Raw genomic sequence first — 16,014 nt, 5'->3', positions numbered from 1 at the left:
AACTATTTAATGAAATAACTGCCGCACCTTTTCTTGAGAGTTCTTATTTTTGCCGCCCTATATTTTTATTGATTCCCTCCTAAAATGTTGAATAAAGACTTCCTCCTTTACATAGAAAATTCAATTAATCAGCACCAATCAACAACTGTAAAAATCATTGATTACAAACAACTGCATGGGGGATCTGTCAATTTCTCTTATGAATTACTTACTTCCAAAAGTTCCTTTTTTATAAAAATAAATCAACAGAAGGCGTTTCCGAAAATGTTCGAAAAAGAGTTAAATGGGCTGATCCACTTAAGTGATTTTTTCTATGTACCAAAATTTGTTTGCAAGGGTGAATTCGCTGATCTATCCTTTCTGGTTTTAGATTACGTAGAAACCCATCAAGCTAATGACCAGTTTTGGCAATTTTTTGCCGAAAAACTAGCTTTGTTACACCAAAGCACAGCTAAAAAATTTGGATATAAGGAAGACAATTACAATGGGTCATTAAAGCAATTGAATTCTGAAAAACAGATTTGGAGTGAGTTTTTTGTAGAAAATAGATTAATGGTACAATGTCAAATGGCCAGAGATAACCAGTCTGTTGATGCCCATTTTGTTTCACAATTTGAAAAAATATATCCTAAGATTGGGTCAATCTTTCCAACTGAAAAACCTTCATTATTACATGGTGATTTATGGTCTGGAAACTTTTTAATAGGTAAAAATAATACTCCGATTTTGATTGACCCCGCAGTATATTATGGTCATCGTGAAGTTGACATTGCCATGAGTTTGCTTTTCGGTGGATTTGACAAGCAATTTTACAGTCATTATAATGCGCAATTTCCATTAGAAAAAGATTGGGAATCACGGGTTGACATTGCCAATTTATACCCTTTAATGGTTCATGTCAATTTGTTTGGAGCTAGTTATGCACAACGTGTAAAATCTGTGATTAAGCGATTAGTTTAAGTTTCCTTTTAACTCTTTTACTTCCTGTTGTAATTGTAATAACATCTCATTCATTTGCCCCAATTGATTAGTAGCATCTGACAAACCAGCTGACAACTCAAAACTTAGATAGCCAATTGCTTTCCAAACTTCAGTTACCTCATCGATTTTAATGGAATATGGCGTATAGAATTTGTTATCTGAATGTAATACAATTGAACTATCCTCCTTAATTCTATTCTCAATTCGTTTAAAAACAACTCCATCATTTGATGAGACTACAATAGCCGGTTGCTGATTTTTTATAGTGGCCCAATCAAGCAAATATTCCCCAATAATATAAGCCCCAGAAGGAATTGGTAACATTGAATCCCCATTTATTTGAAACATTCTATAAGTTGAATTAGGGCTTAACTCGTTAATTGGCAATTGAAAAGTCGGTAATTGTTCAATGTATTCTAAATCTGAATATCCTTCTAAATATCCTGCAGCAGCCTTAATTGGAACCAATGAAATTTGTTCCATATTGTTTCGATCTACTATTATTGGCAAAACACGTAAATTGGATCCATTGATGTCTTTTAACCTTGATTGCGTTAAAGACAAGTCAATTTCCAGCAATTCATCAATATTTACTTTATAAAAATGAGAAATTTGTTGTATAACACTCAACTTAGGTTCTGCTCGGCCTTCTTCGTAAGAACCAATTTTTGGACGATTTATTCCTATCTTATCAGCTAATTCTGATTGTGTTAAACCCTTCTGTTTTCGAAGGAATTTAATATTTGATGCAAAAAAATTCATTTTATTTTGCTAATTATATTAGTAAACTAAATATTTTAGTATTTTTGATGGGTAAATTTAAACAATACTAATTAATTTAGCAACATGAGACAGATATATCATAAAATAAGAGGAAGTCACCCTGGATACATCGCAATAGAACTTCCGAATGAAACAGAGGTGATTTTATTGGATGAAGAAAATTTTAACCTTCTAAGAAATGCTGGCAACTACAATGGTACTCGAATATTAATCAAAGATCAGTATTGCCATTTTTTGAAACCAACGAACGGTTCATGGCACATTGTTATTGAGGGAAGGTCTTTGGACTTTAAACCTGAGATGGTCAATATTATTTACAAAGCTGCTTAAGGATTAGTGGCTAAATCCTCCACCAATCCACTTGCTATTGCGATAGCTACGCAGCCTGAGCGCTCTATTCTATTAGAAGTATTTTTGGCAGGAATGGCCACCTTTAGTGTAACTGTGCGATCTCTAATAGATCGTAAATCAATATATTCTGCAGTTTGATTAACATAAAGAATTCCATCATTCAGATCTTCTGTTAATTCTGTTGAAACTTCACCTAAGTATTTGTCGGCTTTCAATACTAGTCGATAAGTCCGGTTAGCTAACAAAAGTTGATCGATAGTTGCGGAGTCTCCAGGATACATTTTTGCAGCTTGTGCTCCTTCACATGTTTCAAATAAGTTTAAAGATTGGCGATCCATGTTTTTTACAAAACCATTGCACTGACCAAATGTACTAATGACGGAAAGTGTCATTAATAAAGTGATTAATACGATTGAAATTAAATACTCGACTTTGCTGTTTGTAGTTTTCATCTGTTTAATTTTTACACCGCAAATTTGAGTTAGTATTCGAAATTTAAGTTCAAGTTGAGTTTATGGTATTATTAATAAAATGGAAGTTTAATTCTATTTTTATTAATCAAAAAGCAGTAATTAGATGAATGACTTAACCTAGAATAAAAGAATCGTTAACGTAGTTTTCCTACTAGTTTAAAATAGTCCTTCAATGATTTCTCTAGCGACTTTCTCTGCTCTTCTGAAATAACTAATTCTACTAGGCTTTCCTGGTTGTTATGATAGAAAAACCTAGAATCTGCAAATAATTGCTCATAAAAATTAGCTGCAAAAACATAATGAGCCTCCACGTCAGAACCATTCAATTTAATGGTGTCAGAACCTCTTTCATTTTCACAATGCAGTCCGTTTAAAATGAAATTATAAGGGTGAAATTCTGCAAGAATATAATTTTCATCTTGCAACCAATTACTTACTATAAGAAAGTTAAGACCAAAGACAGTAGTATCCTCTTCTCTACTTTTGATGCGGTATAAAATAAAGTTTGCCTTTTCGTCTACTACACGATCATAAGAAAACGACCTAATATTCTTAAAATAGAGCTCTGATGATTCTGTGCTAATAAAGTTGATGGACTTCAGATCTAACCGTTTCACTTTAGGACCAAAAACTGCAAAAAGCGTTATCAACACGATCATACCAACAATCCAGTAATAAAAATATTTCTTTAGCTTCATTTCAAACTTAGTATAATGATTAAACATTCGAGGCTAAGAACTGTTTATTCTAGTTGAAAACTGGTTAAATTTGCCTCATATGGAAACGACTTTATATATCCTTGTTACCATAGCTACATTCTTCTTTATGGAATTTATGGCTTGGTTTTCACACAAATATATTATGCATGGTTTTGGATGGTACCTGCACAAAGACCATCACCAGCCTCATTCAGGTTGGTTTGAAAAAAACGATGTTTACTTTATTTTTTATGCTGTCATTAGCACCGGATTATTCTTTTTATGGCAATTGGGCATTTTTAGTTTTGGCCTTTCAATAGGGTTGGGAATTTTACTTTATGGTATCGCTTACTTTTTAGTTCACGATGTTTTTATTCATCAACGATTCAATTGGCTGAAAAAAACAGATAATATTTACTTTAGAGCTATTCGAAAAGCACACAAAGTGCACCACAAACATTTAGGGAAAGGAGAGGGAGAATGTTTTGGAATGCTTTTAGTTCCTTTAAAATATTTCAAAGAAGCTGCTAAATCGAACAAATAGATTGAATTAAACGTTGGTAGAATTTAATTTCTATCCATGTCAAAGATTTTACGACTAATTCTCGGTGACCAACTCAACAGCAACCACAGTTGGTTTAGCCAAGTTGATTCTAATGTATCCTACTGTATGATGGAAATGCGTCAAGAGACGGATTATACCACCCATCACATTCAGAAAGTGATTGGATTTTTCTCGGCAATGAGGGAATTTTCAAATCATTTAAAAGAGCAAGGTCATCACGTCATCTACCTACAAATTAATGATGAAAAAAATAAACAAGCTCTTGAAGACAACCTCAACTCAATCATTCAAACTGAAAAGATAAACCAATTTGAGTATCAACTTCCTGATGAATATCGTTTGGATAAGCAATTAAAGCAATTCTGTTCCAAGTTAAAATTGAATACAAAAAGCTATGAAACAGAACATTTTTACACTAAAAGAGAAGAATTAAAGACTCATTTTAAAGGAAAAAAGCAATGGGTGATGGAAAGTTTTTATCGAATGATGCGAGAAAAACACGATGTCCTCATGGAGGGCAAAAAACCGTTGGGTGGTAAATGGAATTATGATGCTAGCAATCGAAAAAAATTGCCACAAAAGCACAAGCCGACAGCACCATTCATTTTTGATCATGATGTTTCGGAACTGTTGAATACAATCAATAAAGCTGGAGTAAAAACAATTGGCAAAGTAGATCCAAAACATTTTTCTTGGCCCATAAATAGAACAGAAAGTCTTGAACTGTTAGATCACTTTTTTGAGAATTGTTTATCTCTTTTTGGCGATTTTCAAGATGCAATGGCTGTGAATGAATGGAGTGTTTATCACTCTAGGATTTCTTTTTCATTGAATACTAAAATGCTAGGCACAAAAGAAGTAATAAATAAAGCACTTGAATTCTATCATAGTAATACAGATAAAATTGACATTTCACAGATCGAAGGTTTTGTGCGTCAGATTATTGGATGGAGAGAATACATGAGAGGCATGTATTGGGCAAAGATGCCTGAATATGCAAATGCCAATGAATTAAATCACAACAGAAATTTACCAGAATTTTACTGGACAGGTAAAACTAAAATGAATTGCTTAAAGTCAGCCATTACTCAGTCGTTAGAATATGCCTATGCACATCACATTCAGCGATTGATGGTCACTGGGAATTTTGCGCTGCTGGCCAATGTTCATCCAGACCAAGTCGATGAATGGTATTTGGGAATATACATTGATGCCATTGAGTGGGTAGAAATGCCAAACACAAGGGGAATGAGTCAATACGCAGACGGAGGAATCATTGCTACCAAACCTTATATTTCATCTGCCAATTACATAGATAAAATGAGTAACTATTGTGGAAGTTGCTATTACGATAAGAAACAAAAAACTGGTGATAAAGCTTGTCCATTCAATAGCCTTTATTGGAATTTCATTTCCCATCACGAAGCCTATCTATCAAACAATCCAAGAATGGGAATGATGCTCAATCTTTGGAGAAAAATGGATGGTGAGCAGCAAGCAAAAATTCTTGAACAAGCAGAATTCTACTTAACCAATATCAATGATTTATAGTATTAATCTCGACAACTGATCTTGCAGTCGCTGAGTTGCCATACTAACGATTCGCTTGTTGACCTCATTCAAATTTTGGCTGTAGAAATTAAATTCCTCAACCGTAAAAAACGCAACAACAATAAAAATTATTTTATTCTTTAATCGTTGATCTTCTATTAAGCTGTCCTTTATTATTTCCAATTGAACCTTTTGGTTTAATGCAGAAAAGGTGCGCTTCGTCCTTTTAATATGGTCTTTAAAGATTTCTAAAATGATCAAATTTTGAAACTTCAAAATCGGACGTAAGGCATTGGATTGAAATACTTCAATTGGTTTTGATTGCTCAGTAGATAACTCCAAGTCAACCCGCATGTCTATCAATAATTCATCTCGCTCTTTCATGTAGTAATAACAAACTACATCACCGCTATGTTTTGTAAACAATACTATTTAGTGTTAAAAATACCCCTTCTCTTAACTTAAATTTCACCTGGTTAAAGATTGATTAATTAATCCATAATGTAAGCCTAAAACCATTAAACTAGTCGTTAGATAGCTTTGTAGTTAAATATTAAACTAAAAGAGATGAAAAAAACAATTACCTTATTTTCAGGTATTTTATTAGCTGCAGGAGTTTATGCTCAGAGCTTTCAAATCAACGCAATCGGAAGTTATAATACGGGGGTTTTCGATGATGGAGCTGCTGAAATAACTGCTTATGATACCACAACACAACGATTATTCTTTGTGAATGCATCCAACTCAAGTATTCAAGTATTAGACATTAGCAACCCAGCATTACCAATACTACAGAATACAATAAACCTAACTCCTTATGGAGCTTCAGCAAATAGTGTAGCATTTAAAAATGGTGTTTTAGCAGCAGCAGTAGAAGATACCAATAAGCAAGCTAACGGAAAGGTTGTATTTTTTGATGCAGCGGGAGTTTATTTAAATGATGTAGCAGTTGGCGCTTTGCCAGACATGTTGCTTTTTACACCTGATGGCAATAAAGTGATTGTAGCGAATGAAGGTGAACCAAACGATGATTACACTATAGATCCAGAAGGATCAGTAAGTATTATTGATATTAGCGCTGGAGTAGCTCAAGCAACCGTTTCTAATGTTTCTTTTACTTCTTATAATAATGTAGTGGATAGTTTAGAATCAGGCATGCCAGCAGGCTGGTTAAATGCAGGAGGATACTTCAACACAAGTAATGCTAATTCAGGAAATGGAAAAGCAGGTCTAAATACTACTGGTGACATTATCAGAACTGGAAAGTATTCTGCTGTTCAAGGTTTAACCTTTTTTGCTAAAATATCTAGTGCAGGTGCAGATTGGCAAACGGCTATTGAGGTTTCTCAAGATAGCATCGTTTGGACAGCCATCGATACCATAATTGCAGACGGAAATAATACAGGCGATGTTGTAGATTCTGTCTACAGAAAATTCAATTACAATGTAGGATCTAATTTACCACATTATGTTCGTTTCAATATGTACAACAGAGTAGGCGGAAGTTTCTATTTTGATGACGTAGAGGTAAGAACCATTTCGAAAGATGTACGTGTATTTGGACCAAATGCTACTGTAGCAATGGACTTAGAGCCAGAATACATTACAGTTGATCAAAACAATGCTTTTGCATACGTAAGCTGTCAAGAAAACAATGCGATTGTAAAAATTGACCTTGCTAATGCAACTGCTGTTGAAATAATGCCTTTGGGTTACAAAGATTGGTCAGCAGTTGGCAATACACTTGATGCAAGTGATAAAGATGGTGTTATCAATATGAGAAACTATCCTGTAAAAGGAATGTACATGCCAGATGCAATCGACGGTCATGTAATTGGTGGTAACTTCTATATTTTTACTGCGAATGAAGGTGATTCTAGAGATTACAATGGTTTTTCAGAAGAAGATAGAGTGAAAGATTTAAACCTTGATACCTTAGTTTTTCCAAACTATGCAGGTTTACAAGACCAAGACAGCCTTGGTCGTTTGAACATTACCAACACCATGGGTGATATCGACAATGATGGCGATTTTGATGAAATATATGCATATGGAGCACGATCTTTCTCTATCTTCTCTACTTCTGGTGCATTAGTTTATGACAGTGGAGATGATTTTGAAAGCTATATCGCCGCTAATCATGCTGCTAATTTCAACTCTAACAATGACGACAACAATTCGTTTGATAAAAGAAGCGACGATAAAGGTGCAGAGCCTGAATCAATCATTGTGGAAGAAATTAGAGGAAAGCAATATGCGTTTATTGGATTAGAAAGAATGGGTGGAATAATGGTTTATGATGTGAGCAATGTAAGTGCTCCAACATTTGAGCAGTATTTCTTGAACAGAGATTTCTCAGCTGTAGCGACTGATTCTGCTGCAGGAGATTTAGGTCCTGAAGGACTTTTCTTTATCCCCGCAAGTGTTTCTCCAAATGGATTAGATTTATTGGTTGCTTCTAATGAAATTAGTGGTAATGTATCTATCTATAGTCTTTCTTTTACTACTTCATTAATTGAAAATGGAATAAAAGGAATCGAATTGAGCATCTATCCAAACCCAACAAATGGAAACACAATCAACATGAATAAAGTGGCAACAGGATCAATTTTCAATATGATTGGAAAAGAAGTTGCTCGTTTTAACAACACCAATAACATTGACATCTCTTCATTAACTGAAGGAATGTACATCATAAAAACAACTAAAGGTGAAAGCCAAAAGTTGATCAAGAATTAGAAAATAGTTAAATAGTTAGTTAAGTTAGTGTGAAAAAGAGGTCTTAAGCAGAAATGCTTAAGGCCTTTTTTGATTGATCCTCTCCGTAATAAATAATCATTGAAGTGTATTAATCTTGTCGTATAATTTGGCAGTCAAGACTGGTGGTAATATGAACCCAATGACAAATCCAACACACGCCGAAAGTAAACAAGTTATCCAATGTAATTTAAACTTAATAGCCAAATCAACAACCTATAAACCAATAATTTATTATAGGATTGTTCCAAGAATAAAAGATAAATTAATTACAATATTCCTTTTCATCTTTTGTAAATAATTAACTACAATCTCCCTCCCAACACAAACGTCTTTTTGAATTTCTCAGTATCGCCCTTTTCGGTAAAAGCCTCAAATATTAGAACATAAGTACCAATGGCAGCCTTTGAGTTATTGTCGTTAATTCCATCCCAAATGAAGTTTCCGGAGGCTCCAACCACTTTGTTATTTGCTAAATTTTTAACTAGTCTTCCTTTTGCATCGTAGATGTTTAAGGTTACAATGTAATTTGGATGATCAAACTGATAGTTGAAGCTAATCAAGTCTTCAAAACCATCATTGTCAGGCGAAAAAACTTCAGGTGTAATTGAAACTTTAGAAGTCGAATTTTCCATTCCGAAATACTGTGAATTCTTATAGGTCGGTGTAGCATACCCTACACTAGAAGAAGCCGAGTGCCAAGTTCCCTCTTCATTGGTTGGTCTGTCAAAGCTGATTCGTTCCAATGAAATACCATTTAAATCAGTCAAAAGTGCCAAATGCATGTCGTCATTGTACAGAAAGAAGTCGGACACCAATGAATCATTGATCAGTAAATAAATATTGCCTTCAGTGTCGTTCATTGTTGGAAGAGAACTCATTTCTAAGAATCGATCAGAGAAACTCAGAGGATATTCCTTTTTTATGTTTCCAGGGTCAACTGTTAAAACGGTATACTCTCCGGGTAACATCACATAAGATTCCGCACTTATCTCTTTTATATTTGTAAAATCTACGCTATCTCTATTGGCCAATTTCCACCCTAGCAAACTAATTGCTTTTTGGCTGTTGTTATAAACTTCAACAAAATCTACACCTCCGGAACGAGGATTAAACAGCACCTCATTTAAAATAATATCTCCAGCTTGTGGTTGTTCGGGAAGCGAAAATGTTTTGGAGTTCACATTACCTATCAAATTACCTGAACAATCTGTAAGTCCTGTAATAGTAATTTTCTCTATCACTCCTGGTTGCAATGGTTGATTCAAACCGATCAAGATTCTTTGATATAACGGTGGAACATTCGAAAGAAAGTTGACCGAACTTCCTTGATCAAACAAATAATTTGCCAATAAAACAGATGAGCTATCTAGGGTCTCGTTGAACTCTAAAACAATGGTGTCAGATGAGATGATAAATACATTCAACAATTCAGGACCAGTTTGATCAACGACATTACTAAATACACTATTTTGTGCGCCAGGAGTTCCACCCAACGCATCATTTGAAGCCGACCAGTTAAATCTTCCACCACAAATAGCAGACGGATTGATTTGCTCCAATGTGTATCCGCCAGACTTTTTTGTCGCATCATTGTACCATTCATCGGTGTAATTCACTTGATCGATAATTACGCCATTGTTGTCTTTTAGTGTCATGAAATCTCCTGAGTTATTCAAAGTAGGGAAAGATGACACACCCATCACATTACCGAAAGATTGAAAAAGTGCAACATCAGCAGTGGCGCAAATAATTATATACTCATTTGGAGCTAAGATTTTGGTTGATAAATTAGCTGTACTTGAACCATCAGATATCGTCCAGTTATTTAAATCAAATGCCTCATTGGATGTATTGAATAGTTCAATAAATTCTTTTTCTGGTAATCCTACAACAGGAGAAGGATCAGGAAATAATTCATTGATAACGACATCTCGATAAGAAGCAGTGCCAGGTATGAAATACAAGAAGTTAGTAGTTGATTGATTGATTACATTGGATGCTCTATCTTCCACATTATTAATGGTTAGATTGTAATTATTGCCATTAGTAAACGGTGTAGAAAAAGTCAATAGTACTTTTGAGCTGTCTACCATATCAATAGCTGCCATTTGAGGATTTCCGATTCCACCATCGACAGTGTAATTATTAATATTTACAGCAGTAGCTACCTCTACAAACTCTGAAAACTTAATCTCTAATTCCGTTGCTGAATTAACGGTAACGTTTGAAACTGTTGGTTTGATATTATCCTGAAAAGCTATTCCTGTTACCACAAAATCATCAAAGTAAAATTTGTCTGATCGAGTAGAAGTATAAATACAATGAACACCAAAGAATGAAGACTGTGTATGAGTAGCATCTAAAACTGTTCCTTCAGAAACATAAGAGGAGCCAGTAGAAGTAGCGTCAACAAACAACTCCCAATTCCCAATACTGTCTCTGGTTACTTTTATTTTCAATTCAGGACTAGTAGCTGCACTTCCATCAATTCCATCAATAATTTTTGTTGAACCAGAACCATCTTGACGATACAAAGAAACATCATCAACCGTCCCAGTCGCTCCGCCAATTTTGACATAATACCCATTAAATGCAGCTGTCAAATCTAGGCTAGTTGACATCAAAGCAACTTTAGCATAATTGGAAGTAGAAGGATCGAAGTCTAACTTTACATAAAACTCCCAGCTTGCATTATAAACCGCTGGAGAAGCCGTGCTCAAATAAGCAGGACTCGTAGCCGTTCCATCATTTAATCGAAGTTGGTTCTGAGGAGTTACCTCAAACTTGGTTGTTTGACCAATCCAGGCGGGATTAGCGGTAAAATTTCCATCTGTAAAATCATCTGAAAACTGTGCTTTTGAAAGGGTTGAAAAAGCAAGGAATAAAAGGATCGAAAGACTAAATTGAATTCTCATAATTATAATTTCTCTAGAAGGTAAATATAGTATTTTTGTGTCCTTTAAGAGTGATGTTAACATTAAATCGAATTCAAATGAAAGTAGCAGTAGTAGGTGCAACAGGTCTTGTAGGAACAGTAATGCTAAAGTTATTGGCTGAAAGAAATTTCCCATTAACTGAATTAATTCCAGTTGCTTCTGAGAAATCGGTTGGAAATACCTTATCATTTAATGGAAAAGACTACCGAATCCATTCGATGAAAGAAGCCATTGCTGCTCAGCCAAACATTGCTATTTTCTCAGCAGGCGGGGATGTTTCATTGGAGTTTGCTCCAAAATTTGCAGCAATAGGAACTACTGTTATTGACAACTCTTCTGCTTGGAGAATGGATCCAGATAAGAAATTAATTGTTCCAGAAATTAATGCATGGTCTTTAAGAGCTACCGATAAAATTATTGCCAACCCGAACTGCTCTACCATTCAAATGGTGATGGCGTTGAACCCATTAAATAAAAAATACGGTGTAAAGCGAGTGATTGTTTCTACCTATCAATCCATTACTGGTACAGGTGTTAAAGCAGTAAATCAACTGGCCAATGAAAGTGCCGGAATAAAAGGAGAGATGGCTTATCCCTACCAAATTCACCAAAACTGTATTCCACATTGCGATGTGTTTTTGGAAAACGGCTACACTAAAGAAGAAATGAAGTTGATGATGGAAACGAATAAAATTTTAGCTGACGATAGCATAAAAGTAACAGCTACTGCAGTCCGTGTTCCTGTAATGGGCGGACACTCTGAATCAGTAAATGTAGAATTGAATGCACCATTTGATTTAGCTGATGTGCGAAAGTTACTTTCAGAAACGGAAGGAATTACTTTACAAGATCAACCAGAAGTGAATAATTATCCTATGCCATTTTACTCAAAGGATAAAAACGATGTTTTTGTTGGAAGAATTCGTCGTGATGACACTAGAGATAATGCACTAAATATGTGGATTGTTTCCGATAATTTGAGAAAAGGAGCTGCTACAAATGCCATTCAAATCGCCGAGTATTTGGTAAAACAAGGCTTGGTATAGGGAGAAAAATTTAACTTTTCCAATATTTCTTTTCTATTTTCTTAATTTAAAGCAGCGAAACTGCCATTTTGGGAGTCTTGTATTAAACCCGCTTTGTAGATTATGCAAGAAGAAGAACTCATAAAAGGCTGTATAAACGAAGATAAAGCTTGCCAAAAGGCGCTTTATCAAAAGTTTAGTGGCCTAATGTATGCAGTTTGTTTGCGTTATGCCAAGCATAGAGCGGAGGCTCAAGACATCATGCAAGATGGGTTTATTAAGGTTTTCGATAATATTTCTAAATTTTCTTTCAATGGCTCTTTCGAAGGATGGATTCGACGGATAATGGTCAATACTGCATTAAATTATTACAGAAAAACCAGTAGCCAAAAAGAACAATTGGGAATTGAAGATTACCAAGTAGGATCCACAGAACCTATGGCCAACAGCAATCTCGGAGAAAAAGAATTAATGCAAATAATACAACAATTGCCTGAAGGTTATAAAGTTGTTTTCAACTTGTATGCCATTGAAGGTTACAGTCATAAAGAAATCGGAGAAATGCTTGAAATCACTGAAAGCACTTCACGTTCTCAGCTTTCTAAAGCGAGAAAATGGATACAAAATGTTTTAGAAAAATATAATATTGACGCAAATGTTTAACGAAGAGGGAAACCATATCGATGAACTGTTTAGATCGGTTTTAAAAGACCATCAAGAAACTCCACCAGAATCCGCATGGGATAATATTGTGGAGAAAAGGAGTTTTGGCCATATACTAATGAACCAAATTTCTTTGAACTGGAAAAACTTCATGTTTTTAACGTTCATTTTCGCAACTGCAGGAATTTCAATCATAATGGCAACAGACGGATCTAAAAAGCAATCGGCTACACAAAATTCAAACAATCAAGTTCAATCCAATCAAATTGAATCAAAATCCAGCAGTCATCTGCAGCTAGCTTATAACGAACCAAGCGGTGGAGTTATAAATGGAATGAGACAAGCAGGAAGTCCCATCCATGGACCAAACAACCATACTACCGAATCTATTATTCATTCCAATAACACAATCGTTGCTAAAACTATAAACCATAGAAACCCTAACAATAAAACAACCTTATTAGAAATTGAATCTAATAATGAAAAGGTTGAAGATTCAAAATTAGCGGATCGTCAGATCACAAAAAATAATAGAAAAAGGAAAGAAAAAACCACAGCGTTGAAAGTTAATCAACTCATCAATGGTTCAACAAATGCTTTCTTAAACAGAAACACATCTACTTCTATTTTAAACAATAATGCAGCTTCAGATGTGCTTTTTGAAGAATTTAATATTGCCAACAACCACATTGACTTTTTAAATTCTAAGGGAATTTCAAACTTAACTTCAATAGAAGATCGATTCTTACTATTGGATTCCAATTACTATAAACCTGAAACTAGAAAAAGGTTAACATTTAAAAATCATTTATTTGTTTCTTTTAAGGCTGGGCCAGAATTTCACCAAACCACTTACTCTGTAAAAAATGGAGAATTCAGTGAATACAGTAATAAACGAAAAAGTGGTACTGCTTCAAAAGTAGGTGGTTCTTTACATTTGACAATGAGTTATTATTTTCACAATAACATTCTAATTGAAACTGGGTTTAGGTATAATCAATTGAGGGAAGAAGTGAAATATGAAAGCTATAGAATAATTTCTGAGCAAACCGTTTATGACTCCACATTGTTAGGATACAAAGTTGGTCCAACTGGCGAACCAGAAGCTATCTATGACATCACAGAGCGCACTGCAGTAGAGAAAGACATTTCTTCAAACACAAACATCAATGTTTATCATTCCTTGGGAGTTCCTTTGTTAGTGGGTTATCAAATCGATTTTCATCGATTTTCATTCCAATTGAAAACAGGAGCCAGCTTAACATTTTTAAGTAAAAGGAATGGTGAAATAGTTGGAGTTGATGAAAACCAAACCATTGAGTTAGGTGCGAATGGGGATCCATATAAAAACTCATTATTGTGGAATTGGGAAGTTGCTGCCGGAATTGGGTATCAATTAACAGAGAACGTAAATTTAATTTTAGAACCAACTTACAGAAACTCCATAAACAAGGTAACTCTGGAAGGTGCACCCGTTTCAGAGAAAAATAAAACAATTGGAATTTTAACAGGAATTAGGATTAAATTATAATATTGTGTAATTTAATACCCCTCAAACCGTTGTCAATGAAAATTTGATTTAAATGAAACCGCTAAAAGCCCTCATCCTTTCTCTCTTTTGTTCTATAGGAGGTGTGGGGTATGCTCAAGCCACTTATCAGGAGTTTGAAGTCGGTAACATTAGCACAAGAGTTTATGCAGACGGCTGGTTATTCAATGATTTTCATTACCAAAAAGCCAGATATGATATTCCAAAAAATTCAGGTATAAGCGCCATTTACATGTCAGGTTTATGGATTGGTGGGTACATTGATTTAAACATCCCAAATCAACCTAACATTTTGAGGTTATCCAAAATGTATAATACAATCAATAATTTCAAGCAAGGCCCCATTCTATTGCAAAATAGAACTGGTGCAGATCCTTCCTATTGGAACAAAACTTGGATTATTAATAAAAGTGTAGTTCTTAAACACATTCAGAGTTTTCAAAATAAAAGCTATGAGATTCCAGCCGAAATTCTAAATTGGCCTGCACATGGGAGAAATGGAACAGCAGAAATACTTGCTCCATTTATTGATGTAAATGGAAATTCCATTTATGAACCTGAAAAAGGAGACTATCCTGATATGAAGGGAGATAAAGCCATTTACTTCATTTGTAACGATGCTGGTCAAGGTGCAAGCAATGATGGTTTGGTATTGGAAATTCATGGAATGTTGTATGGTTTTAATTCTAATGATGAACGCATCAACAATACGATGTTTTTAAACCTAAAGATCCTAAATCGCTCAACTTTTGATTATAGAAATATCTATTTTGGGATGTATAACGATTTCGATTTAGGTGATCCCACTGATGATTATATCGGCACTGATTCGGCATTAGATATGGTTTTTTCATACAATGGTGACGCACAAGATGGCCCTTCAAAAGGTATTCCATCTTATGGTGATTCGCCACCTGCTGTAGGAATGATTTTTTTAAATAAGAAACTTTCAAACAGCATGTATTTTGATTTGGATGATGAAGAAAGAGGTGTTCCGCAAACGAATGAACAGTACTTTAATTATTTACAGTCTATTTTTAAAGATGGTACTAATCTAAAATTTGGTGGAGATGGACATTACAAATCAACTGGAGCAACCAATCAAGGCGCTAACTTTGTATTTCCAGGTGACCCAAATCATCAAACAGTTTCGAGTTGGACAGAATCTAATAATTTTGCGATACCAAATCAACCAAGTGATAGAAGAATTATAGCAGCCCACCACCAAAGTAGTTTTAATCAAAATGATTTTATAGAAATTGATTTTGCTTATATTTTTGCCGAGAACAGTAAAAATGACGGCACTAATACACAAGCTGTGGCTGAATTAAAAAACTTAGCTAAAGACATCAAAATACTTTACGATTCAGGAGAGTTTAGTAAACCTACTCCACCAGTAAATCCCAAGCCTAACAATCCTATTTTGGGTATTTATCCAAATCCTTTAAGCGCGGATGAAAGCATAATTATCGTGGATGATTTAGTGAGCAATGTATCTATTTACTCTGTAAATGGAGTAAAAGTATTGGAGAAGCAAAAAGGAGATAGTGAAATTCAAATTTCTCACAGCGAATTATCAAGTGGTTTATATATCATTAGACTTTCCACTCCTTTTAGTTCGAAAAGTGAGAAATTAATTGTGAAGTAATATCTAATATTAAATGTGAGTATTGTCAAAA

14 protein-coding genes are annotated in these 16,014 nt (G+C 34.6%); 9 read left to right on the top strand and 5 right to left on the bottom strand.

The window, feature by feature from the left end:
* Nucleotides 1–84 precede the first annotated feature (84 nt).
* Nucleotides 85–960: a fructosamine kinase family protein gene (locus ACTB0X_RS04120; protein ID WP_463023724.1), complete on the top strand. Its 876-nt coding sequence runs from the start codon at nucleotides 85–87 to the stop codon at nucleotides 958–960.
* On the opposite strand, the gene ACTB0X_RS04115 is transcribed toward ACTB0X_RS04120, so the two are convergent.
* A complete protein-coding gene (locus ACTB0X_RS04115; RefSeq protein ID WP_463023723.1) occupies nucleotides 952–1,743 on the bottom strand; it encodes an XRE family transcriptional regulator in 792 nt (263 codons plus the stop codon). The genes ACTB0X_RS04120 and ACTB0X_RS04115 overlap by 9 nt on opposite strands.
* An 84-nt stretch (nucleotides 1,744–1,827) precedes the next feature.
* On the opposite strand from ACTB0X_RS04115, the gene ACTB0X_RS04110 reads away from it, so the two are divergent.
* Nucleotides 1,828–2,094 (top strand): hypothetical protein, encoded by a 267-nt coding sequence (locus ACTB0X_RS04110; protein WP_463023722.1) that lies wholly within the window; start codon nucleotides 1,828–1,830, stop codon nucleotides 2,092–2,094.
* Here the strand turns inward: ACTB0X_RS04110 and ACTB0X_RS04105 are convergent.
* Nucleotides 2,091–2,567, bottom strand: a complete 477-nt coding sequence (locus ACTB0X_RS04105; protein ID WP_463023721.1) for a hypothetical protein — start codon at nucleotides 2,565–2,567, stop codon at nucleotides 2,091–2,093. The two genes, ACTB0X_RS04110 and ACTB0X_RS04105, sit on opposite strands and share 4 nt — an antisense overlap.
* A 155-nt stretch (nucleotides 2,568–2,722) precedes the next feature.
* A complete protein-coding gene (locus ACTB0X_RS04100) occupies nucleotides 2,723–3,286 on the bottom strand; it encodes a hypothetical protein (RefSeq protein ID WP_463023720.1) in 564 nt (187 codons plus the stop codon).
* A 79-nt stretch (nucleotides 3,287–3,365) separates the two neighbouring features.
* On the opposite strand from ACTB0X_RS04100, the gene ACTB0X_RS04095 reads away from it, so the two are divergent.
* A complete protein-coding gene (locus tag ACTB0X_RS04095) occupies nucleotides 3,366–3,830 on the top strand; it encodes a sterol desaturase family protein (RefSeq protein WP_463023719.1) in 465 nt (154 codons plus the stop codon).
* A gap of 36 nt (nucleotides 3,831–3,866) precedes the next feature.
* Nucleotides 3,867–5,402, top strand: coding sequence for a cryptochrome/photolyase family protein (locus ACTB0X_RS04090; RefSeq protein ID WP_463023718.1), 1,536 nt, complete (start codon nucleotides 3,867–3,869; stop codon nucleotides 5,400–5,402).
* On the opposite strand, the gene ACTB0X_RS04085 is transcribed toward ACTB0X_RS04090, so the two are convergent.
* Nucleotides 5,397–5,828 (bottom strand): glyoxalase, encoded by a 432-nt coding sequence (locus ACTB0X_RS04085; protein WP_463023717.1) that lies wholly within the window; start codon nucleotides 5,826–5,828, stop codon nucleotides 5,397–5,399. The genes ACTB0X_RS04090 and ACTB0X_RS04085 overlap by 6 nt on opposite strands.
* Nucleotides 5,829–5,969: 141 nt before the next feature.
* On the opposite strand from ACTB0X_RS04085, the gene ACTB0X_RS04080 reads away from it, so the two are divergent.
* Complete coding sequence (locus ACTB0X_RS04080; protein ID WP_463023716.1) at nucleotides 5,970–8,141, top strand: choice-of-anchor I family protein; 2,172 nt, start codon at nucleotides 5,970–5,972, stop codon at nucleotides 8,139–8,141.
* A gap of 323 nt (nucleotides 8,142–8,464) precedes the next feature.
* On the opposite strand, the gene ACTB0X_RS04075 is transcribed toward ACTB0X_RS04080, so the two are convergent.
* The gene (locus ACTB0X_RS04075; RefSeq protein WP_463023715.1) at nucleotides 8,465–11,077 is read right to left on the bottom strand and encodes a lamin tail domain-containing protein; all 2,613 of its coding nucleotides are present in this window, start codon (nucleotides 11,075–11,077) and stop codon (nucleotides 8,465–8,467) included.
* A 77-nt stretch (nucleotides 11,078–11,154) separates the two neighbouring features.
* On the opposite strand from ACTB0X_RS04075, the gene ACTB0X_RS04070 reads away from it, so the two are divergent.
* The 4 genes from ACTB0X_RS04070 (at nucleotide 11,155) to ACTB0X_RS04055 (ending at nucleotide 15,983) form a co-directional block, all read left to right on the top strand.
* Nucleotides 11,155–12,144 (top strand): aspartate-semialdehyde dehydrogenase, encoded by a 990-nt coding sequence (locus tag ACTB0X_RS04070; RefSeq protein WP_463023714.1) that lies wholly within the window; start codon nucleotides 11,155–11,157, stop codon nucleotides 12,142–12,144.
* 102 nt (nucleotides 12,145–12,246) lie between these two features.
* A complete protein-coding gene (locus ACTB0X_RS04065; protein ID WP_463023713.1) occupies nucleotides 12,247–12,786 on the top strand; it encodes an RNA polymerase sigma factor in 540 nt (179 codons plus the stop codon).
* Nucleotides 12,779–14,317, top strand: coding sequence for an outer membrane beta-barrel protein (locus ACTB0X_RS04060; RefSeq protein WP_463023712.1), 1,539 nt, complete (start codon nucleotides 12,779–12,781; stop codon nucleotides 14,315–14,317). Before ACTB0X_RS04065 ends, ACTB0X_RS04060 begins: the two co-directional genes overlap by 8 nt.
* 52 nt (nucleotides 14,318–14,369) lie before the next feature.
* Nucleotides 14,370–15,983, top strand: a complete 1,614-nt coding sequence (locus ACTB0X_RS04055) for a T9SS type A sorting domain-containing protein (protein WP_463023711.1) — start codon at nucleotides 14,370–14,372, stop codon at nucleotides 15,981–15,983.
* Nucleotides 15,984–16,014: the final 31 nt, after the last annotated feature.

Source organism: Acidiluteibacter sp., assembly GCF_055129545.1.
Note: the sequence above shows the minus strand (reverse complement) of the source record. Positions and strands in the feature narration are given on the sequence as shown.

Coding starts and splice junctions, on each gene's coding strand:
- ACTB0X_RS04110 (WP_463023722.1), top strand. CDS start 1,828: ATGAGACAGATATATCATAAAATAAGAGGAAGTCACCCTGGATACATC.
- ACTB0X_RS04115 (WP_463023723.1), bottom strand. CDS start 1,743: ATGAATTTTTTTGCATCAAATATTAAATTCCTTCGAAAACAGAAGGGT.
- ACTB0X_RS04055 (WP_463023711.1), top strand. CDS start 14,370: ATGAAACCGCTAAAAGCCCTCATCCTTTCTCTCTTTTGTTCTATAGGA.
- ACTB0X_RS04095 (WP_463023719.1), top strand. CDS start 3,366: ATGGAAACGACTTTATATATCCTTGTTACCATAGCTACATTCTTCTTT.
- ACTB0X_RS04070 (WP_463023714.1), top strand. CDS start 11,155: ATGAAAGTAGCAGTAGTAGGTGCAACAGGTCTTGTAGGAACAGTAATG.
- ACTB0X_RS04090 (WP_463023718.1), top strand. CDS start 3,867: ATGTCAAAGATTTTACGACTAATTCTCGGTGACCAACTCAACAGCAAC.
- ACTB0X_RS04065 (WP_463023713.1), top strand. CDS start 12,247: ATGCAAGAAGAAGAACTCATAAAAGGCTGTATAAACGAAGATAAAGCT.
- ACTB0X_RS04080 (WP_463023716.1), top strand. CDS start 5,970: ATGAAAAAAACAATTACCTTATTTTCAGGTATTTTATTAGCTGCAGGA.
- ACTB0X_RS04075 (WP_463023715.1), bottom strand. CDS start 11,077: ATGAGAATTCAATTTAGTCTTTCGATCCTTTTATTCCTTGCTTTTTCA.
- ACTB0X_RS04060 (WP_463023712.1), top strand. CDS start 12,779: ATGTTTAACGAAGAGGGAAACCATATCGATGAACTGTTTAGATCGGTT.
- ACTB0X_RS04105 (WP_463023721.1), bottom strand. CDS start 2,567: ATGAAAACTACAAACAGCAAAGTCGAGTATTTAATTTCAATCGTATTA.
- ACTB0X_RS04100 (WP_463023720.1), bottom strand. CDS start 3,286: ATGAAGCTAAAGAAATATTTTTATTACTGGATTGTTGGTATGATCGTG.
- ACTB0X_RS04120 (WP_463023724.1), top strand. CDS start 85: ATGTTGAATAAAGACTTCCTCCTTTACATAGAAAATTCAATTAATCAG.